Here is a 25720-nt window from a genome sequence, read left to right on the forward strand (position 1 = left end):
CGATAGCCTGAATTCGCACGCGCTCTTGCTCCATGCAAGCCCGAAAGCCACGATCAAATCAGGCTGTGAGGTACGACATTTCAATCTAGCCCAGGTACGACATTACAACTTGGCCCTTACACTGAAGTGTCCAGGGCGTTCTGAAATGTCCCCCCGTCCGCTAATTAGAAATGTCAGTCCGGGCGTGCTTTTTGTGCGGGGTGGGATGTTTGTTGTGGGGGGCTGTCGGGCGGTGGCGCTGGCCTGAGGCGACCGAGTTTTGCTCAGGGTGGGGCGGTGACGTCGCGGTGGGCAAAGTTAAAATGTCCGCATTCTGATGTGCAGCCATCGCGCGCTCCAGATCGAGCCGGTTGATCAGCCGCTGCCGCTTGACGTTCAAGGGCACCGTGGCCGGGCGCGGCGGCTCGCCCGAGAGCGTGCGCGACGGCCCCGTGCGATGCCGGTCGTCGCGCAGCGCCTGCACGCGCGCGGCAATCGCCAGCACGTGCCCCAGCCGCTTGTTCTCGACGATCGCGCCCTGGTCGATCTCCGAGAGCCGGTGATACGTCGTGTAGGGCAGGGAAGCGCCGTCGGCCCACAGCTCGACCCGCCCGTCCGGATACTCGGCCACCTCGATGTAGCGGTGAATCAGCCCGCGGTGCTCCGGCCGATCCTCGATCAGGTACAGCACCTTGTCGTACTGCAGCGTCAGGCTCTGCGAGACCTTGCGCCATTCGCGCCAGGTAAAGATCCGTGCCAGGTCCTCGTCGCCGCGCAGCGCCCGGTGCGCATCGAAGTCGCTGCGCGGCACCTTGCCAAAGCGCGCATTGAAGTCCGCGATGAAGGCCGGCGCATAAGCGTTGGCCGCCGCCATGCTGGAGATGCCACGCAGGCGCAGCTCCTTGACCAGACGGTCCTGCAACGTGCCATTCATCCGCTCCACGCGACCCTTGGCCTGGCTCGTGTTGGCGCACAGGATGTCGATGTTCAGCTCGAACAGCGCCCGGCCAAACTGCGTGTAGCCGCGTTCCTCGGGCGACTGGCGCTGGTTGGACCGAAAGATGCCAGCCTTGTCCGAATAGAACGCCATCGGCTTGCCGTGGCGCTCGAGGTAGGCCCGCGTCGCGGTGAAGTACGCCAGCGTCGATTCGGTCGGCACGAACCGCAGCTGCATCAGCCGGCCCGTCGCATCGTCCACGTAGACCAGCAGCGTGCAGGCCGGCGCCCGGTCCTCGAACCACGCGTGGTCGCTGCCGTCGATCTGCACCAGCTCGCCCAGGCAAGCCCGGCGGTTGCGTGGCTGGTGCACCTTCGGCGGGCGCAGCTTCCTGGGCACCCAGAAACCGGCGTCGATCATGATCCGGCGCACGCAGGCCGGCGAGATCTCGATGCCATGGCGCTCGCGCAGCTTCTCGGCCGCCAGGGTCGGCCCGAAATCGGCGTAGCTATCCCGGATCAGACCGCGCACACGCGATTCCAGACCAGGGGGCAATTGACGGTTGCTGGCGCGCCCGCGCTTGCGCGAGACCAGTCCGCTTGGCCCGTCCTCCTGGAGTCGCAAGACCAGCCGCCTGACATGCCGGGCACTGATGCCCAGACGCTCGGCCGCCCGCCAGCGCGCCAGATGCCCATCGGCCACGGCCTGGATCACCTTCATGCGGTCAACTTCGCGCATGCTCATGGTCACCAATCCTTGTTCGTGCACGGCTGCCTCCCAAAGCGCCCGACGAACCTCGGAGCCTACGGGGAGACAGCCTCAGGTGACATCTCTAATCATCGCAAAGGTGACATTACTAATAATGGCCAACATGAAGCATGTCAATAATCTATCTCGGGGTAAGTCAATTGAGAGCGTCGATTTCCAGCCCTCCCTCCCCAACTACCTCCTTCCCCAGTTTCACCTGGAACGACACCTTCGAACCTGGCTTCAAGCTCTCGCCGAGCTCAAGGAGCAGCGCCTGGGCAAGTTGTTTCGTCGCCGCGCTACCCACGTAGCGCCCGTCCAAGTAGACGTGATACCGATCCATTCTCACCGCCCCTTACGCTCACGCCGCTCACGCTCTCGGCGCTGCTGACGCGTCTCCACTTCACCATCCTCATCAATCCGCGGCGTCGGCTTGACCTGGTGTTTCACGACCGGCGCCACAGCAGCCACAGTCGCCTGAGGCTGACCAGGAGGGGGCGCGGCAACCACCTCCGCTTCCTGGCCCTCTGGGATCGACCTGGCCGGCAGGAGGCCCGCTTTCTGCGCCGCATCGACCCGCCACTCCATGTACTCGCGCAACTCCTGGCTGACCGTCTTTCGCTGCTTGGTCTCGCACCAGTACCTGTAGTCCTCGAGCAACTCCCTCGGGACCCTGAACTGCACCATCGTGTCTTTGCGCACTAGGGCCACTCGTCACCTCATGTCAGTACAAACGTACTGACAGTATATGTACAAACGCTCCGAGATCAAGTCTTTTGTCAGTACAGAACGTGCTGCTATCCGTTTCCTGGCTTATGTATGTTGGTATGTGTTAGTGGTACAAGTCTAGGGGGCGCGCTGCGCGCGCCCCGGGCTTCGCCGCAGGCAGCCCGGTGCTGCGCGCCGAGCAGCCCGTGGCTACGCCCCGGATGGTTTCGAACCAGGCCCCAGAAGCGATTGAACCGCCCGGAGGCGGCTTTCAGAGGCTAAGGTCAGGGGAGGGTAGCGGCACCCTCCGTCGCGAGAGGAGAGGACCCGCTGCTCGGTCGCGCGAGCCTCGCTGAGTCGCTCGCCAACCGCCCAGAGGATGCCGCCGCCCAACCTTACGCCGCCAGCACCAGCGCGCCGACACTCCCGACGCTAGCCGCCGGTGGCTCCATGTACAGAAGCCCCCGCAGCGGGACAGCCTCCTGGCCAGTCATTTGCGCCAGGACCAGGGTGGCCTCCATCCGATGCAGGCGCAGCATCCTAGGCACCCAATGTGGCACCGGCCGGTGGCCCATGTCCCATCGGTAGATAGTCTGCCAATGCACCTTGAGGACGCGCTTCAAGACGTCCATCGGCAGCCCCTGGCGCTCATAGCACCACTCGGAGTGGGCAGCCCACTTGCGGTGCGGATTCGGATTCCTAGCCATGAGCCACCTCCGCATCCGAATTCCCGTTACGCATAACGGAAATTGCGGGAGACATCGGACCGGAAGACGATTGTCCGTTGGCGGGCGTAACGGTAATAGCGGAATCAGCCGAAACACCAGCCTCCTTCGGCTCGCTCAAGGACACTTTCTCCACAAGCGCAGCCTCTAAGGCGTCGCGATCATCCGAAAGCTTGTCAGCGATGTAGCACAAAACACACGAAATCTCCGCCTCAATATCCGGAAGGTTGGAAGATGTCTGTGAAATAATTTGAGCAAAAGCGTGAACCGCGGAGACCGATAAATTCAGCCTATCGCGAGCCGCAAGAATAGAATCCGTGTGAGCCATATGGAAACTCCTTCTAGTTTCTTTGTGGTCAGGGGCTGATTACCGTTGGCGCGGTGTCAGCCCCGCTTTTATACCCTAGGTTTGGGCATAATCTATCTTATGTTAAATACTATAAGCACCTGAAATCACGCTCACGATCGGTCGTCCATAGCTGAAATCTTCAAGACGCCGCCGCTCTGGTCTGTCAGCATCCTGTTGCATAAAGTACAGCAACGATAGCGACCTACAGCATGGAGACGCCAATGGAATTCAGCATACCTCCCGTATCGAGCCTTACGGAAATTGAAGCGCTGGAGCGCTCCAGCGTCGCGGTTCAGGCATGGAACGCGGCGATCGGTGGCACGGTTTACGGCGCGATTCGCGCTAGCGCCCAGCGGCATGGCGATGCGCCGGCGCTGACCTACATCGATTCGGCGGATGGGCCGGCCCGGACAGTGAGCTATCGGGAGCTTTTGGACAACATTACGGCGGCAGCGCGGTTCTTTTCGGAACTGGCTGGCCCGGGCTGTGGCGTGGCCTATATCCTGCCGTCCTTCGTCGAAACGCACTATGTGCTCTGGGGCGCCGAAGCTTGCGGTTTCGCGGTGCCGCTCAACCCCTTCCTTCAGCCTGACGAGATCGTCGATCTTGTCCGTAATTCGGCTGCCGATGTTCTCGTGTTTCCGAAGGGCGAGATCCCTGGCATTGCGGAGCGCGTCGCGGCGATCCGGGCGAATCTTCCGGATGTTCATCTTGTGGCAGTCGGGCCGGGCTCTGCTCCAGACTTTGCCATCGATTTCAATGCGGTCCTGGCGGACAGTGTCGCGCATGGCGGCGCAACGTGGGAGCCCTCGGGCGACAGCGACGCGGTTGTCGCGTATTTCCACACCGGAGGGACGACCGGGCTGCCCAAGCTTGTCGCGCATACCAGCAAGAATCAACTTGCCGCCGCGCTGGGGGCTGCAAGCCTGCTTGGCATACGCAAGGATGACCGGGTGACCAACGGCATGCCACTGTTCCATGTTGGCGGGACGATCGTGAGTACCTTGTCGGTCCTGCTGTCGGGTGGTCATATCATCATGCTCTCGGCCCAAGGATTCCGGAATCCCGCCATGGTAATGGGGATCTGGAAGATCATTGAGCGGTTCGGCATCACGATTTTCGGCGCTGTGCCGACGGCTCTCGGCGCCCTGCTCAACGTCCCGGTCGATGCCAATATTTCATCGATTCGATACGGCCTGACTGGGGCGGCATCGTGTCCATTCAGCGTGACAAAGCGCTTTGCCGAGGTAGTTGGCGTCGAACTTCACGAGCTGCTTGGCATGACGGAAACTGGTGGTGCGACGGCGGCGGATGCGGCAGGCCAGCGCCCGACAGTGGGTTCCGTGGGCTATCGGCTCCCGTTCACGAGGCTGCGTGTGCGACGCCAGGACGCCGAGCAAGGTCTGGGGGACGATTGCGACCCGCATGAGGTTGGTGTCCTGTTTGTCGAGGGGCCGCATGTTTCGCGCGGCTATCGCGATCCGAGCCAGAATGCCGGAGTCTTTATCGAGGGTGGGCTGAACACCGGAGACCTCGCCTACTTCGACGATGCGGGCAAGCTTTTCATCGCCGGACGCGCAAAGGACCTCATCATCCGCAGCGGCCACAACATCGATCCGGGAATGATCGAACAGGCGATGATGACGCACCCTACCGTCGCCCTCGCAGCGGCCGTTTCTCTGCCGGACAAGTACGCAGGCGAATTGCCGGTCGTATTTGTCGTGGCAAAGCCTGGTGTCGACATCAATCTCGAAGAACTCGATGCCTTTGTCAAAGAGCGGATTGCGGAGCGGCCGGCCTGGCCGAAAGCGATCCACGTGCTGGACCAGTTGCCAACTACGGCCGTCGGCAAGCTGTTCAAGCCTGCTTTGCGGGTCAAGGCCGCCGAGCTACTGCTGCGACCGGCGCTGGAGACAATTGCGTCCAGCGCGCTGAGAGCGGTCGAAGTGAGCGCGGGCGGAAAGCGCGGTCTGCATGTCGATGTGCGACTAGTGGCGCCAGATGCCGAGATCGAACAAGCCGTGAAGGTCCATCTGGAGGGCTATACATTCACCTGGGCGCTGCATCGCGAGTGATTCCTGGTATTCCCCCGCCCTGCTGCCCCACCTCAGGCACGGTGTGCTTCGGCCGGTCGATGGATATGGCTCAGGCTTTTTACCGTGATCGGTGAGAAACCCAGGTAGCTGACGAAGGTTCGTGTCATGTGCGCGGCATCCGAGAAGCCGCAATCCTGCGCCAGCGTGCTCAGGCTGCCAGGAGATTGCAGCCTTGCGCATGCGTGTCGGTACTTCCGCCAGAGGGTATAGGTCCGAAGCGGTACGCCGACCTCCTCCACGAATAGATGGGACAGGCGGCTCACCGAAAGGTCCATCGCTGTGGCCAGCTTGCTCGCGAGATGCGGCTCAGTCCATAGCGATTCGAATTCCGCGAGCAGGTCCTCGCGGCGCGAAGCCGATTTCTCCCGCAAATGGGGGGAGAAATCCGGTGCCGAAGACAACAGTGCTTCGATGAGCCGGTCGTCCGGCTGGCGAGGCACGGTGCCAAGCAGTTCTTCGCGCAGTGGATCGCGGCAGGCCCGCAGCGGTCCGTCTGGAAGCGCAAGGAACTCCTTGTCTCCCAATGCCTTGCGTGTCGACAGGAAAAGCGGATGCCCGGGATCGAGACTGAGGCTCAGAAGCTGGCAGTTCAAGGCCTGGATGGCGCGCGGCGCAAGCTCTCGCACGATAAAAGCCCGCGCTTTGGGCGCCGGCACATCGTTGATTGAAATGGAGAATGGCGTGTCATCCAGCGAGAGCAGCACGCTGATTGCCGGGCGCCTCACAGCCCCGGACACAAGATCCTGCGTCGTGATCGCGATACTGCGCTCGAACATTGTGATCCGAGCGCTTGGACAGTACGGCGCGGCGGCCGTGTTTCCTGTTCGATCCAAGCCTGAGAATCCATGCTTCATGCCATGGCGATCCATCAAGGCTCCGAATACGTCGGGATGAACGGGTAGTAATCGACCGTCCCCTGTCTGGCTTGCATGAACGTGGCTTCCGGGATTTCCGCCCAGGCGCCAGGCAGATCCACCAGAGGCTCGGACAGGATCAGCACGGCGTCGTCGCCCACTGCGGCAATACGTGGATTCTCCGGATATAGCTCACGTAGGTGTCGAAACGAATTGCTATGGAACAGCGAGCGCGAGTCCCCTTCGCTGGAATACCGCACCGCCACGATCTGATCGCCGTCGGTCGCGCAAATGGTCATGTTCACGGGAAACTCGACGCCATGGCGCCGCCCCACATGTTCCACCAGTCCCACCGTCCTTTCCATTGCTTCGCGTGGGTCCTGCTCCAGCCCGAAAGTCAGCGCCAGATAGAACATGACCTCCGAGTCCGTGGAGCCTTCGATCCAGCGAAACAGTTCGGGCGCGATCGAAAGCATCAGTTCGCGCCGGACCTCCGGGTACTGGCGGATCAGCCCGTTGTGGGCAAATAGCCATTTACCGTAGCGGAACGGATGACAGTTGGTTTCCTGGGCCGGGGTGTCGGTTGCCGCGCGGATGTGCGCGACGAACTTCGCAGCCCGGATGGCGCGCGCCGCCTCGCGCAGGTTGATGTCGTTCCAGGCCGGGTGGATGCAACGGTACCGGAACGGTTCCTCGGAATGCTTGGCATACCACCCCATGCCGAAGCCGTCGCCGTTGGTCGTGGTGTGGCCCAGCCGCGAATGCAGGCTTTGATCGATCAACGAGTGCTGGGCCCGGAACAGCACCGTTTCCAGTTGGATGGGATTGCCTGAGTAAGCCAGCCAGCGGCACATGATGCGTCTCCTTGCAGTCTCATCAGGATAGGCGACGCGCGCCAATCTGTAACAGGCACTATCAAAATGCTTCTGGCGTCGTTGGGCGGCCTTGGTCCGTCCACTCGTACTTTCTGCGTCACCCTGGCCAGAAAGAGCCGCCTCGCCTCATTCCGATAGCGCCACCAGGCCCATGCAGGCCCATGCAGGCACATCTGGCAGGATGGGAGGAACCGCCCTAGCCTTCCTGGTCGGTCGGATTGACGATAAGCGCAGGCACCGTGGACTGCGCCGCGATCTTCGATACCACAGAGCCGATGATCGAGGACCGGAGCGCGCCAATGCCCTTGGCGCCCACAATGATCAGGTCCACGGCGTTCTCGGTGGAGAACCGAAGGATCTCCTCCGATGCGTTGCCGCGCAGCCAGTGCTCGTGCAATTCGCTCACTCGCCCTTCCAGCAGACCTCTGGCCGATTCGAACACCACACGTGCTTCTTCACGATTCTCGGTTTCAAAGTCAACGGCGCTGAATCCGGTGCGTCCGAGTATCGGCGACACGTGCACCACATGCACGATCAGGGGCTGGGCCAGGCATGTCGTCGATGCGAGCCATGTTGCCGCATGTCGGCTGTAGGTGGACCCATCCATCGCCAGTACGATCGCTGTCATTCAAAGCTCCTTATCGTTCTCGAGTGTCGCAGCGCAAGTGTAATGCCAAGCGCTGAACTTGCCGCGTTGTAAGCGACTTGAAATGCAGGCCTTACACATTCTTACAGCACGCAGGGCTCAACTTGTCTAACTTTGAAACGCTCCTGCGCTGCATCGCATCAATCAAGTGATGTTGTGTCCTGAGTTTCTCTGGCGCTTGCGCCTCACTCTATCTACACGTGCCCACAATCATATCGGCAATCGGGGCGCGTGAATTCATCGGGTCGGCGGTATCGATCCAGAAGCCTGTTCCGGCGGCGTTGTGACGGCCCGGGGCAACGGCGCATAACAAACAATCTGGGGGACGAAGCACTGCGCACTGCGCGGGTGGGGATTCGCTCGCGTGGCGGCAGCTTGTTGCCTATTGCTGACCGCGATGGCTTTGGCTATCTCGGGTGGCCCACCTTTTATCCGGAGGCGGCATGGATAAGAAAGTTGACCAGAAGGACTCGGTACCCGCACGGGTCAAACCGTCTCAACACCCACCGCACCACGACTCGCTGATGCAACGGCGCGCGGGCGTGCCAGGCCTGCCCTTATGGCGGGTGGTACCTCGGTTGGCCAGCTATGGGATGGTGGTGTTCATCATCTGGGTGGTCCTGTCGGTGATGTTCCCGTACATCTTCACGCGGTCGTCCGAGCGCGCGATCGTAAATAGTCCTGTCACCCTCGTAACCACGCCGGTGGAAGGCGTGGTCACCAAGCAAGTCGTGACGGTAGGCGGCAGCTTCAATGCGGGCGATCCACTGATGGCGTTGCAGAACCCGAATATGGACCGCGCGCTGCTGGTGGAACTGACCGGGAAGCAACTCGATAACCAGAAGCGCCTGGAGGCCGCGAAGGTGAAGCTCGAGGCGGACCAGACGCGCATGGCGTCGACGGGTGGCGATATCAAGCGCTACCAGGCGTCGGCGGATCGCGAGCACGCCTCGCGCGTGCGTGGCATCGAGGCCCGGCTGGCGGTAGCGAAGCAGCAGATCGACGCGCAGGAGGACGTGGTCAATCGCAATCAGGCTATGCAATGGGCGGGCGCGGTCAGCCAGGCCTATACCGATGCGTCCCGGAACCAGCTGACCGTGCTGGCCGGTTCGCGCGATGCCATCCAGGCGGAGCTCGACAGCGCGCGCAACAGCAGCGAAGCCGCGCGTAGCAAGGTGTTCAGTTCGAGCGCGGACGGCGCGTTGGGCGCGCTGTCGCAGAAGCAGGATGAGCTGAAGGCGGAGATCACGCAGACGCAGGCCGAGATCACGCAACTGGAGCAGTACGGCACCGAGGTCGACAAGCTCGTGACGGCGGAGCAGGAACGCCTCGACCGGGTATCCAATCTCGATATCAAGGCGTATGCGAGTGGCATCGTCGAGGATGTGCTGACGCCACCGGGCACGCGGGTTGCCGCCGGCGCCACACTGATGCGCACCACCAACTGCAGCCAGCCCAACGTCGTGGCCGTGTTCCCGCGCAGCCTCAGCAAAGATCTGCTGCCAGGCGCGAAGCTGACCGTGCTGGTCGATGGTGTTCCCACGCCGCAGCCGGGCACCGTTGCAGAGATCATGCCGCGTGCCCCGGAAGGCGATCAGGCGCGCTACTTCGTTCCCTTCCCGCCAATCGAGAAAAACGAGATTTACCTGATCGCGAAGCTCAACAAGCCGCTCCCTGATCTGCGCAACCGCGGCAGTGGCAGTACCGATCGGTGCGCGCTTGGCCATTGGGCCAAGGTCAGCCTCGATCGCCCGTGGTTCACCCGCCTGATCTGACCAGAGCCTATCCGGTTTGATCGAGCAGGCGCGAAGCCACTCACGCAACGCCCGCAGGAAGGAGACAACCGTGCAGCGTCATACGTCAAAGGGGTTGGCAGCCGGGGGCATCCGGCTGGCTACTTGCCTCGCCGCATCATGCATTCTGGCCGCGTCGCCCACCTTTGCGGCATCGTCAGCCGACGCCCGCGCGCAACTGCGCGATAGCGGTTGCCAGACGCTGGCGCAGCGCGTGGCGGCCGTTCCGGGCTCAGGCCCGATATGGCTGGCCAGCTACGAGCCCGCGCCCGGTGGCGAGCCGTTGCCGGCGCCGCTGCGTCAATCGGCTTTCGTCTATGACAACGCGCTGGCCGGTATCGCACTGATCGCCTGCGGCCAGCGCGATGCGGCGCGGCGTATTGCCGATGGCGTGCTGGCGGGGATGAGCCGCGACCGCCACTACCATGACGGCCGTCTGCGCAATGCCTACCGGGCGGGTGCGATACCTAACGGGCCTGTGCCATTGCCGGGCTGGTGGGACGACGCCAGCAAGCGCTGGTTCGAGGACCGCTACCAGGTGGGCACCGCCACCGGCAATGTCGTCTGGGCCGCCCTGCTTCTGCTGGCCACGTATGAAGCCACTCGCGCGCCCGCCTATCTCGACGGGGCCAAGGCGCTGATGGGATGGGTCGACAAGGACACTTTCAACGCGGACCGTCCCGGCGCGTACATCGGCGGGTACTTCGGACACGAGCCGAATCCCGAGCGCCAGGGGTGGAAGTCCACCGAGCACAACGTCGATGCCTATGCCGCGTTCCGCTGGCTGGCCAGATACAGCAATGATCCGCGCTGGAACACGGGCGCGGAGCGGGCGCGGCACTTCGTCGAGAGCATGTGGCAGTCGCGCGAGGGGCGTTTCGCGATCGGCACCCGCGATGACGGCCGGACGCTGAACGGTGGGCCCTCGGCGCTCGATGCATCGCTGTGGCCGTTGATTGCCATCCCGGATGCCGCCGGCACCTGGCAGCGCTCGCTGGACTGGGCACGCACCCGGCATGCCGTCAATGGCGGATTCGGCTTCAAGGCCGATCCCGATGGCGTCTGGACGGAAGGCACCGGCCAGGCCGCGCTGGTGCTGCTGGCCACCAACCATGCCGATGTCGCGGGTCCGCTCTGGCCGCTGTTGTTGTCGCAGCGCGCGCCGGACGGAATGCTCTTCGCCACGCCCGAGAAACGGATTCAAACGGGGCTGTCGATCGGCCCCGATTCGAAGACCGAGGACTTTTACTACTTCCACCTGCCCCACCTTGGCGCCACGGCCTGGGCCGTACTGGCCGCCACGGGCTGGAATCCGTTCCAGCCGGGGGGATGCCGTGCGAACTGCGCAGCCACGACGGCGTCCGTCAGTGGCCCGGGCAATGGTCTCGCCAACGCACCCAACGAGTGACGATAGGAGTAACGATGTTTGCCGAGTATCTCGATGGCCGTATGCTCATGCAGATCAATGCCGGCGCATTCCTGATCGCCCTGCTCTGCCTGCGCGGCGACCGGCAACGCACCCTGGATCGCTGGCTTTTCGGCGCCGCGGCCGGCGTGCTGCTGCTGGTCTATTACGTATGGCGGTTCACCGACACCTTGCCGGAATGGCGCATGGACTTCCCGAGCGTGTGGGCGCATGCGTTCTTCGGCTTCGAGAGCCTGACCATCGCGTACACGCTGATCTCGATCGTCATCATGACCCGCACGTCCGATCACAGCGCCGAGGCTGACGCCGGCGAGGCCGCGTTGCGACGCGGGCGGGAAGCGCCGCCGGTGGACATTTTTATCGCCACGTACAACGAAGGCCTCGACGTGCTCGAGAAGACCATCGTTGCCGCGCTGGACATCGACTATCCGAACTTCCGCGTCTGGGTGCTCGATGACACCCGTCGCGACTGGCTGCGCGAGTTTTGCGATCAGGTCGGGGTACGCTACGTGACCCGGCCAGATAACGCCCACGCCAAGGCCGGTAACCTGAACAACGGCCTGCGGCACAGCGCGGAACTCGATGGCGGCGCGCCATTCATCATGGTGCTCGACGCCGATTTCGCACCCAACCGGAACATCCTCCTACGCATCGTCGGGCTGTTCGACGATCCACAGGTCGGCGTGGTGCAGACGCCCCAGTTCTACTACAACGCCGACCCGATCCAATACAATCTTCGCTCCACGGAGTGCTGGGTGGACGAGCAGCGCGCATTCTTCGATGTCATGCAGCCGTCGAAGGACGCCTGGGGTACCGCGTTCTGCATCGGCACATCGTTTGTCGTACGCCGCGAGGCGCTGGACCGGATCGGTGGCTTCCCGATCGGCACCGTGACGGAAGATATTCACCTGACCTACAAGCTGATGCCGCATGGCTATATCACGCGCTGGCTCAATGAGCGCCTGAGCGTGGGCCTGTCGGCGGAGGGCCTGCCTGAATACATCAGCCAGCGCAGTCGCTGGGGACTGGGCACGATCCAGGTGGCGCTCACCGCCGACGGGCCGCTGCGCGGACCCGGCTATACGTTGCGCGAACGCCTGCACTATGTGCACGGGCTGCTGCACTGGTTGAGCCGCCCGTTCACGCTGATGCTGCTGGCCGGGCCGCTGCTGTACTGGTATTTCAATGTGCCGACGCTGTACGGCGAGCCAATGCAGTTCCTCGCGTTCGGCGTGCCGGCGCTACTGCTCTACTGGGCCTACAGCATCTGGATCACAGGCGCGCGGGCGATGCCGATCTTTACCGAGGTCACGCAGATCGTGGCAGCCATGGCGGTTTCCGCAACACTGGTCAGTGCCATCTTCAAGCCGTTCGGCAGGCCGTTCAAGGTCACGAACAAGGGGCTGGACCGGTCAAAGCTGGTCGTCCACGGCAAGTTCGCCGCGTTCTATGGCGCGCTGTTCGTTCTGGCCGCCATGGGCCTTGGGCGCGCCGTGGCCGCCGACGGCACGGCCAGCGGTGTGGTCTTCAACATCGGTTGGACCGTGATCTCGATGATCCTGTACCTGGCCTCGTTGCTGGTCTGTTTCGAACTGCCCCGGCCGCGCAAGGAAGAGCGCTTTCCACACCGCGAGCGTGCCCGCCTTTGCATTTACGGCAGCGACGGCTTGCCACGTGAATTCGATGGCGTCACGCAGGACATGTCGTGCAACGGCATCGGCCTGATCAGCGATGCCGCTGGTCGGGTGGAAGCTGGCGCCACGGGAGCGGTCTGGCTCTCCGAACTGGGCTGGGTGACCTGCCGCGTGGCGCGCACGCAGGGCCATCTGTTAGGCATCGAACTGTTTCCGGACATGGCGGGACGCCATCGGCTGATCCGGATGCTGTTCGGCGAACCGGCTCACAACATCGCGCACCGCGGCCGCCCGCGTGTGGCCATCGTGCAATTGCTGCGTCGCGCATTTACCGGATGAACCATGAAAAGAAAGCCAACCTCCCTGATTCGCCCGCCGCGCTGGACCCCTGCCCTCCTCGTGCCGCTGGCGCTTGCTGCCTGCTCGCTGGAACCCACCTACCAGCGCCCGGAGTCGCCGGTACCGCAGGCCTACCCGACTGGCCCTGCCTATGAAAGCGCCAACACGGGGCCCACGGGCCAGGCGCAGCCGGAACAGGCCACGCCCGCCGCGAGCCTTGGCTGGGAGGACTTCTTTACCGACCCACGCTTGCGCACGCTGATCGGGCTGGCGTTGGCGAACAACCGTGACCTGCGTATCGCGACGCTTTCGATCGATCAGGCGCGCGCGCAGTACCGGATCCAGCGTGCCGCGCAGTTTCCAGCGATCAACGCCAATGCAGGCTTTGCCAGTACCCGGCTGAACAACGATCTGCGCGCGCCCGGACAAGACGCCGTGATCAATTCATGGACCGCGGGCGTAGGCTTCAGTGCATTCGAGCTCGATGTGTTCGGGCGGGTGCGCAGCCTCAAGCACGAGGCGCTGGAGCAATATCTGGCGATCGAAGAGGTGCGGCGCAGCGCGCAGATCAGTCTGGTGGCGGAAGTGGCCAGCGCTTACCTGACATGGCAGGCCGACCAGGAACTGCTCAGGCTGTCGAAAGAAACGCTCAAGGTCCAGCAGGATGCCGCACTGATGATCAGCCGCAGCAAGAGCGCCGGCGGCATGGCGGAGATCGACATGCATCGCGGGCAGACCCAGGTGCAGACCGCGCAGGTGGATGTGGAGCAGTTCACGCGACAGGTGGCGCAGGACGAGAATGCGCTGGCGCTGTTGATCGGCGGCCAGCTACCGGCGGATCTGCCGCCCCCGCAACCGTTTGCGAATAGTTCGTATGTGGCAGAGTTGCCCGCCGGGGTGCCATCGACACTGATGGAGCAACGGCCGGACATCATGGCGGCCGAGCACCAGCTCAAGGGGGCCAATGCCAACATTGGCGCGGCGCGGGCGGCCTTCTTCCCGCAGATTTCGCTGACGGCCACCGTGGGCGTGGCCAGCACGGCGCTCGCCTCGCTGTTCACGGGCGGCATGGCCTGGGCGTTCGCGCCGCAGATCACCCTGCCGATCTTTAACGCCGGGGCCAACCAGGCACGACTCGATATCGCCACGGTGCAGAAGGACATCAACGTGGCGGCTTACGAGAAAACGATTCAGGGTGCGTTCCGGGAAGTTGCCGACGGCCTGGCCGCGCGCGGCACCTACGACCGGCAGACCGTGGCGCAGGAAGCGCTGACAAAGGAAGTTTCCGAAACCAAGCGGCTGGCGGAAATCCGCTTCAAGAACGGGGTGGATGACTACTTCCCCGTGTTTGATGCGCAGCGGCAACTCTACGACGCGCAGAAGAAGATGGTGACGATCGAACTGGCCAGACTCACCAGCCGCGCAGGCCTTTACAAGGCGCTGGGCGGCGGGTGGTCGCAGCAGACGGTGGCCAGCCTAGATCATCCGGCGAAGTAGCCGGTCCTTCAGGACGAACTGATGCCACAAGGCGGCTGCGGCGTGCAGGCCGACGAAGATGTACACGAACGTGGCGCCAGTTTCGTGAATCTCCTTCGCGAGCTTTGAGTACGGCTCGTTGATCGCAAGCGGCAGCGCCAGCTGGAAGCCGTAGACCGGGATGGTCCTGCCCTTCCATGCCACCGCCAACATGCCGAGCACCGGCATGGCCAGCATCAGCACATACAGCACGAAATGCATGGCGCTTGCTGCGCGGTCCATCCATCGTGGGTCCCCGGCCGGTGGCGGAGGGAGCGGTTGGCTCACTCGCACCAGCAGACGCAACAGCATCAACACCAATATCGTGATGCCCGCGGACTCATGAATCGCCATCATCGCGGCCCGCTCGGTGCTGCCCTTCGGGAACACGTCGCGAAATTCCACCGCCGCAACCGCGACCACGGCGCCCAAGAACACCAGCCAGTGCAACGCGCGCATGGCCAATGAATATTTGGGCTGAAAGGTCAGTGAGAGGGTATGTGGGGATGTCAAATGCATTTTTGTCCTCTTTTGCTCCAACATAACAATTCTGCGCGTCATGTCTGTCCGGAATCAATCCTCAATACCGCCCCCAGCTTGTGACAGGTCAACGGCTGAGCGTTGACTTCTGCAATGAAGCAAGCGTCACAGCACATCTTCCGTGCATCCTCTCGTTTTCCCCGACTGTCCCAAGATGCAAAAACGTTGTCCCGAATGATCAAACCGTGGGCTGCCAATCCTAGATACTTCGCCGGTCACGACCCGATGCTGTCATCACGATGTCACGGGTCATATAGGAGGCAGACATGCACGGATACCGTTCCACCCTTGCGCCAATGGCAGGCGCGCCTGCCAAGGCCAGGCTGTCGCGATACTACCCGTGGCTGGTCTTCGCACTGAGCTTTGGGTTGCTCCTCTCGGACTACATGTCCCGGCAGGTCTTGAATGCCCTGTTCCCGATGCTCAAGCTCGAGTGGGGACTTAGCGACACCGAATTGGGCGCCCTGGGCGGCGTCGTTGCGTTGATGGTGGGGGTGCTGACCTTCCCGCTGTCGATCCTGGCGGACCGTTGGGGCCGCGTGCGCAGCCTGACGCTGATGGCGGCGCTTTGGAGCCTGGCCACGCTCGGTTGCGCGCTGGCCAACTCCTTCGGCGAGATGTTCATCGCACGGCTTTGCGTTGGTATTGGCGAGGCCGCCTACGGCAGCGTCGGCATCGCCGTGGTGGTCTCGGTATTCCCCCGGCACCTGCGTGCCAGCCTCAGCGCGGCCTTCATCGCCGGTGGCGCTTTCGGCTCGGTGCTGGGCATGGGGCTGGGCGGTGTGATTTCCGCCCACTTCGGATGGCGCGTTGCTTTCGCCGGCATGGCGATCTTCGGCCTGATCCTGGTGGCCCTGTACCGCCTGCTGATTACGGAAAAGGGCCTGCTGGCCCGCCGCCAGGAACTTGGCGAGGACGTCTCCGCCAGCCAGAAGCAGGCCAAGCTGGAGCTTCGCCCGCTGGTCTCCGCGCTGTTCTCCACCCGCTCGATTCTCTGCGCCTATGTGGGCAGCGCGCTGCAATTGTTCGTCATGGCTTCGATGCTGGCCTGGCTGCCGAGCTACTTCGGCCGCTACTACGGCATGAGCGGCGCACAAGCCGGCCTGACTGCCGCCGCTTTCGTGCTGATTGGTGGCGCCGGCATGATCATGTGCGGGGCCTTTACCGACTGGATTTCCCGCCATATCCCGACCCGCAAGTGGATCGTGGCCATCGCATACAGCGTGCTGTGCTGCGTGCTGCTGGGCGCAGCCTTCCAGTTGCCGCCGGGCACGGCCCAGCTCGTGCTGATCGGCGCCGGGATGCTGCTGGCAGGCGGCACGGCCGGCCCCGCCAGCGCCGCGGTGGCCAACCTGACCTCGCCGGCGATTCATGGCTCCGCGTTTGCCACGCTCACGCTGGTCAACAACCTGCTTGGGCTCGCGCCGGGTCCGTTCTTCACCGGCCTGATCGCCGATCACATCGGTCTGCGCGGCGCGCTGCAGTTCCTGCCGCTGGTTGGCTTGCTGGCCGCCGTCTGCTTCGTTATCGGGCGTCGCACCTACAGCGCGGACGTACACCGCCTGGAGCGTATGCGTGCCGCCGCCGGCAATAGCTGACCCCAACACCACTTACCGATTTTCGCAATGGACTTTCTGGCTGACACCACCGTACTGTTCGTTCCCGGCTTGCGCGACCACGTGCCCGAGCATTGGCAGACACTGCTTCAGGCGCAGATTCCCAACTCCCGATCGGTACAGCCGCTCGAGCATGACAAGCTGAGCCGCGCGGCACGTGTGGCCGCGCTGGACGAAGCCCTGGCCGAGATCGATGGCCCCGTGGTCCTCGTCGCGCATAGCGCCGGCGTGATGATCACCGTCCACTGGGCGGCCCAGCATCACCGCAAGATCCGCGCCGCGCTGCTCGCCGCGCCGGCCGACCTCGAGAACCCGATGCCCGCCGGCTACCCCACACACGCCACGCTCGACGAGCACGGCTGGCTGCCGATTCCGCGTCGCCCCCTGCCCTTCCCCAGCATCGTTGGCGCCAGCCGCAACGATCCGCTGGCGCGCTTCGATCGCGTGGAGCAGATGGCACGCGACTGGGGCAGCAAACTGGTTGATCTCGGCGAGGTCGGCCATCTGAATCCCGCCGCGGGCTACGGCGAATGGCCGTACGCGATGACGCTCGTGGAGCGCCTGATGCGTCGCGCCTGACCGTGCCCGAGGCGTACCGTTTTTTGTTTTGTCCAGTGAAGTAACCGCAGTAACCATTTCCGACGGGAACCCCCCAAATAGCAATCGAGAAAAAAGAGAGGAGATTGACCTATGAAGCTCAAGGGCATGGCCTTGGCCGCACTGCTCGCCTGTACCGGCAGCGCTTACGCGCAGTCTGCCGTTACGCTCTACGGCGTGCTCGACACCAGCCTGGAATTCGCTAACCATGTGGCGCCGTACTCGGCTGCGGGCTTTACCGCGAACCCGGGTGCCGGCAACAACGTGTTCCGCGTGAACTCCGGCGGCCTGTCTGGTTCGCGTTGGGGTCTTCGTGGCACCGAGGATCTCGGCGGCGGCCTGAAGAGCATCTTCGTGCTGGAAAGCGGCATTTCCGTCGATAACGGCACGATGCAGCAGAGCAACCGTCTGTTCGGTCGTCAGGCCTTCGTCGGTATTTCGCACAACACCTACGGTCAGATCACGCTGGGTCGCCAGTACACCTCGCTGTTCGTGGCGATGGCCAACTTCATGCCGACGGCGTATGCCACGCAGTATGAACCGGCGGCATTCATGGCCGGCAACAACTTCCGTGAAGACAACACCATTGCCTACACGGGCGTGTTCGGTCCGGTGACCGCGTTGGCCCACTTCTCGTTCGGTGCTGGTGTGCCGAACCTGGCGATCCAGGGTGGTGCAAGCGCCTTCGGTGGCAACGGTGAAGTCCCGGGCGCATTCCGCCGCGACAGCGCCTTCGGCGGCGCATTCACGTACTCGGCTGGCCCGTTCGGCGCAGCGATTGCCTATGACCAGTGGAACCCGTCGGTCAACAACGCCGCCGGCGTCTACCAGGGCACCACTGCCACGCTGAAGAAGGCTTCGGTGGCCGGCAGCTACGCCATCGGCCAGGTCGCCAAGATCATGGCTGGCTACCGTTGGGGCAAGGTCGATAACAACGGTACCGGCGCCCAGCTTCAGCGCGACGACTACTACTGGATCGGCGCGAACTACCAGGTGACGCCTGCTGTGGGCCTGACGCTGGAGTATGACTACGACAACCTCAAGCGCGACTACTTCAACAACACCCACGCGCCGAATCCGTGGCAGATCGCCTTCGTGGCGGACTACAGCTTCTCGAAGCGCACCGACGTGTACCTGAGCGCCGCATACGCCAAGAATGCCGGCTTGACGCTGGACGCCGCGAACACGAACCAGCTGGCCACGACCGGCGCCACCGGCAACAGCTACATTCTCGGCACCGGCCAGAGCAGCATGGTGGGTGTGAGCCTGGGCCTTCGCCACAAGTTCTGACGCGATACCGTTTGGTTGTACTGGCGTGAGTCGGCCAGGCGAGTTTTACCCGTTCCCCTCGCCTGGTCCGATTCGAAATTCGCCCTTGGCCGCACGGGCCTCCGTCCGTGTGGCCGCTTTTTGCTGGGCGATCAGTTTTCCTCGACCTGTTCGCCCATTCGCGTTGTGCGCCACTTCGAAACGCTGCAGCCGAACTGGTTGCCAAACCAGCGCGAGAACGCGCTCAGCGACGAAAAGCCGAGCAGCGTTGCAACTTCGGACAGCGGGCGTGAGCGGTTCTCGATGTAGCTCGTGGCCAGCCCTGCGCGTGCCTCGTTCAGGATCTGCGAATAAGTGGTGCCATCCTGCGCCAGTCGGCGGTGGATGGTGCGCCGGTCCACGCCAAGGTGCTGAGCCACCCGGTCGATCGAACACATGCCGCTTGGCAGCAATGCGTAGACGAGCTTGCGCACCTTGTCCGCCATGGTGGTATTCGATTGCGCCAGCAGCGTGCCCAGGTAGCGTTTGACCTGCTGCGCCATCACCGGGTCATAGGACGGCAGCGGCGCTTCCAGATCGGAGGCCACGCAGACGATTCCGTCGAAATCCTGATTGAACAGCGCGGGCATCCCGAACACGCGCAGGTATGTGGTCTGGCTTTCGGGCGGCGCGTGCGAAAAGCAGATGCTGCGCGGGCGCCACGCGGGCCCGAGAAACATGCTGAGCATCCGGAACATCACCCCGGCGGCCAGTTGAGTGGCCTGCCGCATCGAGCCTGCGGGTTGGTCGCTGAGGATCTGCAGGCGGATCACCACCAGGCCATCCATCTCCTCCACGCGCATTGCCAGGGACTCGTTCTGCAGGCCCATGTAGCGCACCATCGACTCCAGCGCGCGGCGCAGCGTGGGTTCTTCGCGGACCACGAAGGCAAGTGGCCCCAGGTTCGAGAACTGCCTCAGTTCCGCTAGTCGCAGCCCGAAATCCTCCGCGTGCCCGTCGCGCGCCGACGCTTCGAGCAAACGCGCCACCGATGCTGCGGGGATGCGGATATCCGGGTCCAGCAGCACATCCCGGTTGATCTTCGCGGCGCGCAGCATCTGGTGCGGATCGAGCCCTACGGCGCGCGCAACTTCCATGTAATTGGTCAGGCTGGCACTGCGAAGAAAGTAGGACATCGTGTTTTCCCTGAGTGTCCCGAAATGTAAATCGTGTGTCCCTGGTCGTCAAATATTTCAATGCCATTCGCCGATACTTCCGCCACCGAAACACGCATTCGAACAACAGGAGACACAGCATGCAGTTCCTCGATGACTCCCTGCACCCTGAGAACATGGACAAGGTTGTTATCACGGTGGCGCCGTATGGCCCCGAGTGGATGCCGGAAGACTTCCCGGAAGACATCCCGGTGACGATGGAGGAACAGATCCAGAAGGCCGTCGACTGCTACAACGCTGGCGCCACGGTGCTGAACTTGCACGTGCGCGGACTCGACGGCAAGGGCTCCAGGCGCCTGTCGAAGTTCAACGAACGGATCGCCGGCGTGCGCGCCGCCGTGCCGCTGCGCAAGGCTGCCTGAGACGTACCATGCCTGCCGCGAATCCCTGTATCAACATCTGTCGCATGGACCTGGCAGGCAAGTACTGCCAGGGTTGCCGTAGAACCACGGTCGAGATCGGTCTTTGGGAGAGCATGACCGAAGTCCAGCGCATCGAGGTGCTGGCCGACCTTCCCCTGCGCGCTCTGGGCAGGGGTGCATCACAGCAGCCGACATCGGGTCGATCCTGACCCGCGCCGCACTCGCTGCGGCGCACGTTTCACTGTTTCTCGCCGGACCTGCCATACGTTCGACATCTGTTCGACACTTTCCAGTCAGCCCAAAGCAGGCAGGTCCGGTCTTTTTCCCTTCCCTCTTTCCTCGTCTTTCCTCTTCTTTCCTCTTCTCGATTGTCGTTCGGTCCCCCGGTCGGATTACCCGTCCGTCATACCGCGTGCGTGACATGCGCGACATCCGCGTCGTCATACTCCCGAGAAATATCCTTGTTCGTATAGTCGCGCAGCTTCACGGCCGCGAACACGCTGAGCGCTGCGCACACCAGCACATACACCGCAATGGCATACCCGGTGTGATAGTGGGCGAACAGCGCCGTGGCAATCAGTGGGGCCGGGCCGCCCGCGATCACGGAGGCTAGCTGATAGCCCATCGAGGCGCCGCTATAGCGCAGGCGTCCTGTAAACGTCTCCGCGATCAATGCCGCCTGAGGGCCATACATCATCGCGTGCGGGACAAGCGACAGCACGATGGCGATGAACACCCACATCGGGTTGCGAGTGTCGACCATCGCGAAATACAGGAAGCCGAACACGCCGACTGCGATCGCGCCCGCGATGTACATGCGGCGCCGGCCCAGCACGTCGGACAGATGTCCAAAGTACGGAATGGTGAAGAACTCGAGCACCGATGCCGCGAGCACAGCCAGCAGGAGCAGATCCCGCGACATGCCCAGCGTCATCACGCCATAGGTGAACACGAAGGCCGTGAAGATGTAGAACGGCGCCTGTTCGGCCATGCGCACCAGGGCCGACAACAGGATGTCCTTCGGCTGGCGCCGGATCACTTCCAGCATCGGCGTTTTCTCGATCCGATGCTCGGCCAGCAACCGCGCGAAGACCGGTGTCTCCAGAATGTTCAGCCGGATGTAGAGCCCGATGCCGACCAGCACGATGCTCAGGAGGAACGGCACGCGCCAGCCCCAGGTCGCGAACTGATCGCCGGCCAGCCAGCTCATGCCCAATACCGCCAGGTTGGCCAGGAACAGTCCCGCTGGCACCCCGAACTGCGGCCATGACGCGACCAGGCCGCGGTGCGAGTTGGAGCGAGCCCATTCCATCGACATCAACACCGATCCGCCCCACTCCCCACCCACACCAATCCCCTGGATGAAGCGCAGGACCGTCAGCGCCACGGCGCCCCAGATCCCGATTTGCGCATAGGACGGCACGAAGGCCACTGCGAACGTTGCCAGCCCCATCAGCAGCAAGGTGGCCACCAGTGTGGCCTTGCGGCCGATGCGGTCACCGTAGTGCCCGAAGATGGCCGCGCCGATCGGGCGCGCGACAAAGCCGACCGCGTAGATCAAGAACGCCTGCAGCGTGCCAACGAGTGGATCGGATTCCGGAAAGTACAGCTTGGCGAACACCAGGCCGGTTACCGTGCTGTAGAGAAAAAAGTCGTACCACTCGATCGTGGTACCCACGGTGCTTGCGATAACGGCGCGACGCAACTGCCGCCGTGCCTCTGCTTCGGGTAGGGGCGCTGCCCCCGGCTGCATGGGATCCATGACGTGTCCCCTGTCTGCATATACCGGTATAGACAGTAACGAATCTGTTACGGTTCCGACGGGTGAGGCAGCCGCCTCGCAGGGGGTGATGGTGTCGCGCTTCAGTCTCGAATGCGATACGTGAGCGGCGTCAAGAACGTATTGGCGGAAGCCCTGCCTCTGGCAGTGATGTATTGCTAGTGAGTGTTGCGCGACACATCATGCTGGTTCGATCGACTCGCCCTCGGCGCTCGCTAAACGCGTGTGGCGCTACCAACTGTTGCTTCTGACGGCCGCAAAAAAAGCATCGAGTTCCAGATTGAAGCGCATGGGTTCTTCAAGATTCACCGTATGGCCGGTCCTGGGATAGATCGACACACCTGCGTTTCGCATCCTGCGAGCCAGGAAAAAGCTTGGCTCGACACAGGGCGTGTCAACGTCGCCCGCGATGACAAGCGCAGGTACGGCGATGCTGGCAATCTCCCGCTCCAGGCTGTACAGAGAAGGTCGGCGACCCTGTACGCCCATCAATGTGTACGCGGTGCCCTCTGGGGAATGCTCGGCCAACCGATCCCTGAACTCTTGCCAGCCTCTGGGGTCCTTGTGAAGGAATGGTTGGCGGTACGGTCCTGAGCTGTAGGATTCGACGAACGACTGGAATCCTCCATCCAGAATCGCTTGGCCCATGGCTTGATACCGCGCCTGGTTGCCAGAAAAGCTTGCGGGGTCCGAACCTGATCCGCAGCCGACAATCGTGAGGGACGCCGCACGCTCCGGATAGGTCAATCCAACTTGCAGCGTTGTGAAGCTTCCCATGGACAGGCCGACAAAGTGCGCTCGCTCGATTTCCAGTGCATCGAGCAATCCTACGGCGTCGGCTGCCGCTATCTCCTGCGAGTAGCAGGAGGGGCCGGCCGGGATCGCCGACGGCGGATAGCCTCTCGCGCTGTACACCACACATCGGTAGCTTCTGGAGAAGTGTCGCAATTGGGGTTCCCAACTGCGATGACTTCCTGCCATCTCGTGGATAAACAGGATCGGCTCACCGCGACCTGCTTCTTCATAATAGAGCTCGACGTCACCAACCAACCTATTGGGCATATCTCACCTTAAGAGCGTGCTCGATAGCGATATCTTCTCGTGACTGCCTTGTTAATCATCCAGTTTCTTCATATTGGTCTTGGTGACAATATCGCGCCACATGTCGAATTCTCGTTTCTGGATGTCGTTGAACTCGGCCGGCGACGTCGCGCTGGGCAGGACGCCTAACCGATCGAAAGCATCCTTGATTTCATTTGTTTTCAGGGCGGCGTTCAACGCCGCATTCAGCTTGAAAACGATGGGGTCTGGCGTATTGCGAGGGGTCAGGATCCCATACCAGGTGGGGGTGTTCAGGTCGGCAAGGCCGAGTTCGCCGTATGTCGGTACGTCCGGTAACGGGCTCAGCCGCTGCTTGGCTTGAACCGCGAGAGCGCACAGCTTTCCGCTTTGAATGTGCGGCATTGCCGTGCTGACATTGTCGAAAACGGCGGCGATTTGCCCTCCGTAGAGATCATTCATTGCCGGACCCAGTCCGCGATAAGGGACATGTAGCATGTGAAGCCCGGTGACGGCGAGGAAGCGCTCACCGGAGAGATGCGACAGAGAGCCTTGTCCTGCCGATCCGTAGGTGTATTTTCTCGGGGAGGTCCTGAGCAAGGACAGGAAGGTGGACATCTTGCAATCCGGGACCAAGCCCTTGCTGGCGACCAACACACCCGGCGCAATCACGATCTGCCCCACGGACTTGAAATCCTTCAAGGGGTCATATTCAAGCTTGGCATAGACGTTCGGCGCCACGCCTTGAGTGCTCGCCGTCGCCATGCCAATGGTATAGCCGTCCGGCCTTGCCCTTTTCAGCATGCCGATGCCCGTGCGTCCACCGGCTCCACTCTTGTTGTCGATCACCACCGATTGCCGCAATTGGTCCTGCATGCCCTTCGCGATGACCCGGGCGATGACGTCTGTCGGACCGCCCGCGGCGAAAGGGACGATCAGCGTGATCGGTGCGGATGGGTAGTTTTCCGCTCCTACGGCTCCCGCAGCAGCCAGCGCTATTACGATTAGCGCGTGCTTGATTTTGATCATTTCCAGCATGATGACTCCCGCCCTGAATCAACGGCTTGCGAAAGTTGAAGCTTTTTTCCTTGAAGGCGGCTTTCGTGATCCGAAATGTGCGCGGGCGCTTCTCTCGTGTTTCGGACTGATCCGCCAGCGCCTAGAGTTCAAGCGCCATCTGCTGCGCGCTTCGCTCTACCGCAAACACCTTGCCGCGCGCCTCTCGGCCTGGTGCGGATTCACTGGAACCACTCAGATCTCGTCTACCGCTTCCTGGGCAGACGGCTCATCAGAAGTTGGTTGGTCCCGATTTCGCTACGTGACAATGCCCGCAGGCAGCATGGTGACCAGGGACCGGGGCCCCCGGGCAACTCCAGGGGCCCAATGGAATCAGGGCTTTAGCGGCACCAGACGCACCACGTACAAGCCAGCGGCTGGCACATCCGCTGTGATGCTTGCATTGGTGCCGTTAACGGTGCTGACGTCGTTTCGCGCAACGGTATAGGTAACGCCATTCGCGGTGCTCTGCACGGTTTCGAGAATCGGATTCGCGTACATCGTCGAAGGCAGCGTGAATGCCACCTTGAGCTGCGGATTCAGGAGATGTGCGTAGTCCCCATTGGTTTTAACCTCATAGGCATAGTCGGCCTTGACGCCCGTTGGCAGCGGATTGGGAGTGCCGAGGCAGATCGTGACGTCCTTAAGGCCCGTCTGCGGCGTCTTGACTGTTAGCGTAGCGATATTGTCGTCGGTGACGAGCGACAGGTTCGCATTGGGCACCGAGTTGGCGCCGAGGCTGATCTTCCTGTAGTTATCCGGGCAGGAGAAGGCTGTCGGCTGAGGGTTGGTCACGGGCGTCGAAGCCTCAGGAGTTGTACTGCCATCCCCGTCACCACCACCGCATGCTGCCAAAAACGTCGCACTCGAAACCAGACCTGCAATCTGCACTAACTTTCTCATCCTCCCTTCTCCTTTTGATTATTTATTTCTAGCACTAGATTTCGAAATTTACCTGTGATATTCGCTGGAAAATTGATCTTGGACGAAGTTAATCCTTTGTGAGCCGGCGAGCCACATCCCTATGGATCGCCGGTTTTTCGATAGAAATAAGTTGTAGATTTTCATGGAAACTTACGAAGTGAAAATGGCGCAGATGCATCAAAATTGCCTTGCATCAAGCAAATGGCGTGTTTTGTCTCGGCCTGTCGTGCGGCGGTTGGTTGCCGACTCGCCGCGACCGCTCCCGGCAGCCTGTGTGGTTCAGTGGGGTCACCCTGCGCAGATGGTGCGGCGCTTGACGAGCAACAACCGACGGATCGGATGCCGTGGACTTTGTTGCCGAAGCGTCCGGGATCGGAAGATCCTGCGGCTTGGGCAGTTCCCCATCCCTTGATGCAAGTAGCAGCCCGGCCCAGATGCATCCCAGGGCGACAAGCGCCAGCATAGCCGGCCACCCGTTCGCTTCGCGCACCGGCACTTCATCCCGCTTGGCCGTGCGCCACTCCCACACCGCGTAGCAGCCGAGCAGGAACACACCGAATCCCGCCCACCAGGGTGCGAAATGCATGGCAAGATCCCACTCCGCACCAACCATATGATGGTTGGGCTTCATCGGGTGCGCACCAGTTCGCGTAGCGTCTGGCGATTCCGCAGGGCGGCTG

General features: G+C 62.5%; 23 protein-coding genes and 2 pseudogenes. 11 read left to right on the forward strand and 14 right to left on the reverse strand.

What is annotated here, in order from left to right:
- Nucleotides 1-160: 160 nt before the first annotated feature.
- From B2246_RS20170 to B2246_RS20185, 4 genes are all read right to left on the reverse strand, one after another.
- The gene (locus B2246_RS20170) at nucleotides 161-1660 is read right to left on the reverse strand and encodes an ISNCY family transposase (protein ID WP_286880622.1); all 1500 of its coding nucleotides are present in this window, start codon (nucleotides 1658-1660) and stop codon (nucleotides 161-163) included.
- 348 nt (nucleotides 1661-2008) lie between these two features.
- Entirely contained in the window at nucleotides 2009-2365 is a 357-nt protein-coding gene (locus B2246_RS20175) for a hypothetical protein (protein ID WP_286880623.1), read from the reverse strand.
- Between the two features lie 401 nt (nucleotides 2366-2766).
- Nucleotides 2767-3078, reverse strand: a complete 312-nt coding sequence (locus tag B2246_RS20180; protein ID WP_286880624.1) for a hypothetical protein — start codon at nucleotides 3076-3078, stop codon at nucleotides 2767-2769.
- Nucleotides 3071-3424: a hypothetical protein gene (locus tag B2246_RS20185; RefSeq protein ID WP_286880625.1), complete on the reverse strand. Its 354-nt coding sequence runs from the start codon at nucleotides 3422-3424 to the stop codon at nucleotides 3071-3073. Before B2246_RS20185 ends, B2246_RS20180 begins: the two co-directional genes overlap by 8 nt.
- Before the next feature lie 242 nt (nucleotides 3425-3666).
- Between B2246_RS20185 and B2246_RS20190 the strand changes: the two genes are divergently transcribed.
- Nucleotides 3667-5520 (forward strand): AMP-binding protein, encoded by a 1854-nt coding sequence (locus B2246_RS20190; protein WP_286880626.1) that lies wholly within the window; start codon nucleotides 3667-3669, stop codon nucleotides 5518-5520.
- Nucleotides 5521-5552: 32 nt separating this feature from the next.
- Here the strand turns inward: B2246_RS20190 and B2246_RS20195 are convergent, their stop codons facing one another.
- The 3 genes from B2246_RS20195 to B2246_RS20205 form a co-directional block, all read right to left on the reverse strand.
- Complete coding sequence (locus tag B2246_RS20195; RefSeq protein ID WP_008644764.1) at nucleotides 5553-6410, reverse strand: helix-turn-helix domain-containing protein; 858 nt, start codon at nucleotides 6408-6410, stop codon at nucleotides 5553-5555.
- Entirely contained in the window at nucleotides 6410-7249 is an 840-nt protein-coding gene (locus B2246_RS20200; protein ID WP_008644763.1) for a class II glutamine amidotransferase, read from the reverse strand. Before B2246_RS20200 ends, B2246_RS20195 begins: the two co-directional genes overlap by 1 nt.
- 217 nt (nucleotides 7250-7466) lie before the next feature.
- The gene (locus tag B2246_RS20205) at nucleotides 7467-7898 is read right to left on the reverse strand and encodes a universal stress protein (protein ID WP_286880627.1); all 432 of its coding nucleotides are present in this window, start codon (nucleotides 7896-7898) and stop codon (nucleotides 7467-7469) included.
- Nucleotides 7899-8440: 542 nt separating this feature from the next.
- Between B2246_RS20205 and B2246_RS20210 the strand changes: the two genes are divergently transcribed.
- The 4 genes from B2246_RS20210 (at nucleotide 8441) to B2246_RS20225 (ending at nucleotide 14605) form a co-directional block, all read left to right on the forward strand.
- Entirely contained in the window at nucleotides 8441-9691 is a 1251-nt protein-coding gene (locus tag B2246_RS20210; RefSeq protein ID WP_234818997.1) for an HlyD family secretion protein, read from the forward strand.
- A gap of 142 nt (nucleotides 9692-9833) precedes the next feature.
- Entirely contained in the window at nucleotides 9834-11117 is a 1284-nt protein-coding gene (locus tag B2246_RS20215) for a hypothetical protein (protein WP_286880684.1), read from the forward strand.
- Between the two features lie 14 nt (nucleotides 11118-11131).
- Nucleotides 11132-13108 (forward strand): glycosyltransferase, encoded by a 1977-nt coding sequence (locus B2246_RS20220; protein WP_286880629.1) that lies wholly within the window; start codon nucleotides 11132-11134, stop codon nucleotides 13106-13108.
- 3 nt (nucleotides 13109-13111) lie between these two features.
- Nucleotides 13112-14605: an efflux transporter outer membrane subunit gene (locus tag B2246_RS20225; RefSeq protein WP_286880630.1), complete on the forward strand. Its 1494-nt coding sequence runs from the start codon at nucleotides 13112-13114 to the stop codon at nucleotides 14603-14605.
- Here B2246_RS20225 and B2246_RS20230 read toward each other — a convergent pair.
- Entirely contained in the window at nucleotides 14585-15082 is a 498-nt protein-coding gene (locus tag B2246_RS20230; protein WP_029309768.1) for a cytochrome b, read from the reverse strand. The two genes, B2246_RS20225 and B2246_RS20230, sit on opposite strands and share 21 nt — an antisense overlap.
- Before the next feature lie 347 nt (nucleotides 15083-15429).
- Between B2246_RS20230 and B2246_RS20235 the strand changes: the two genes are divergently transcribed.
- The 3 genes from B2246_RS20235 to B2246_RS20245 all read left to right on the forward strand — a co-directional run bounded on the left by B2246_RS20235 (nucleotide 15430) and on the right by B2246_RS20245 (nucleotide 18666).
- Nucleotides 15430-16761, forward strand: coding sequence for an MFS transporter (locus tag B2246_RS20235; protein ID WP_040010979.1), 1332 nt, complete (start codon nucleotides 15430-15432; stop codon nucleotides 16759-16761).
- A 27-nt stretch (nucleotides 16762-16788) separates the two neighbouring features.
- Entirely contained in the window at nucleotides 16789-17358 is a 570-nt protein-coding gene (locus B2246_RS20240) for an RBBP9/YdeN family alpha/beta hydrolase (protein ID WP_286880631.1), read from the forward strand.
- A gap of 111 nt (nucleotides 17359-17469) precedes the next feature.
- Entirely contained in the window at nucleotides 17470-18666 is a 1197-nt protein-coding gene (locus B2246_RS20245) for a porin (protein ID WP_008644745.1), read from the forward strand.
- A gap of 131 nt (nucleotides 18667-18797) precedes the next feature.
- Here B2246_RS20245 and B2246_RS20250 read toward each other — a convergent pair whose 3' ends face one another.
- Nucleotides 18798-19820 (reverse strand): AraC family transcriptional regulator, encoded by a 1023-nt coding sequence (locus B2246_RS20250; protein WP_008644744.1) that lies wholly within the window; start codon nucleotides 19818-19820, stop codon nucleotides 18798-18800.
- A 119-nt stretch (nucleotides 19821-19939) separates the two neighbouring features.
- Between B2246_RS20250 and B2246_RS20255 the strand changes: the two are divergent.
- Nucleotides 19940-20203, forward strand: a pseudogene (locus B2246_RS20255) (3-keto-5-aminohexanoate cleavage protein); the annotation flags it as partial.
- A 26-nt stretch (nucleotides 20204-20229) separates the two neighbouring features.
- Nucleotides 20230-20430, forward strand: a complete 201-nt coding sequence (locus tag B2246_RS20260) for a DUF1289 domain-containing protein (protein ID WP_008644741.1) — start codon at nucleotides 20230-20232, stop codon at nucleotides 20428-20430.
- A 194-nt stretch (nucleotides 20431-20624) separates the two neighbouring features.
- On the opposite strand, the gene B2246_RS20265 is transcribed toward B2246_RS20260, so the two are convergent.
- From B2246_RS20265 to B2246_RS20275, 3 genes are all read right to left on the reverse strand, one after another.
- Nucleotides 20625-21983 carry an MFS transporter gene (locus B2246_RS20265; protein ID WP_008644739.1) on the reverse strand — a complete coding sequence of 453 codons (1359 nt, stop codon included), beginning with the start codon at nucleotides 21981-21983 and terminating at the stop codon, nucleotides 20625-20627.
- Between the two features lie 249 nt (nucleotides 21984-22232).
- Nucleotides 22233-23063, reverse strand: coding sequence for an alpha/beta fold hydrolase (locus B2246_RS20270; protein WP_035882212.1), 831 nt, complete (start codon nucleotides 23061-23063; stop codon nucleotides 22233-22235).
- 51 nt (nucleotides 23064-23114) lie between these two features.
- On the reverse strand, nucleotides 23115-24098 hold the full coding sequence (locus B2246_RS20275; RefSeq protein ID WP_008644734.1) for a Bug family tripartite tricarboxylate transporter substrate binding protein: 984 nt from the start codon (nucleotides 24096-24098) through the stop codon (nucleotides 23115-23117).
- Between the two features lie 58 nt (nucleotides 24099-24156).
- On the opposite strand from B2246_RS20275, the pseudogene B2246_RS20280 reads away from it, so the two are divergent.
- Nucleotides 24157-24330: pseudogene (locus B2246_RS20280) on the forward strand (IS6 family transposase); the annotation flags it as partial.
- A 119-nt stretch (nucleotides 24331-24449) separates the two neighbouring features.
- On the opposite strand, the gene B2246_RS20285 reads toward B2246_RS20280, so the two are convergent.
- Both B2246_RS20285 and B2246_RS20290 read right to left on the reverse strand, forming a co-directional pair.
- Nucleotides 24450-24911, reverse strand: coding sequence for a hypothetical protein (locus B2246_RS20285; protein WP_008644732.1), 462 nt, complete (start codon nucleotides 24909-24911; stop codon nucleotides 24450-24452).
- 322 nt (nucleotides 24912-25233) lie between these two features.
- Nucleotides 25234-25671, reverse strand: a complete 438-nt coding sequence (locus B2246_RS20290; RefSeq protein WP_035882209.1) for a hypothetical protein — start codon at nucleotides 25669-25671, stop codon at nucleotides 25234-25236.
- Between the last annotated feature and the right edge of the window lie 49 nt (nucleotides 25672-25720).

The organism is Cupriavidus sp. UBA2010, from assembly GCF_002335265.1.
GTDB lineage: Bacteria > Pseudomonadota > Gammaproteobacteria > Burkholderiales > Burkholderiaceae > Cupriavidus > Cupriavidus metallidurans.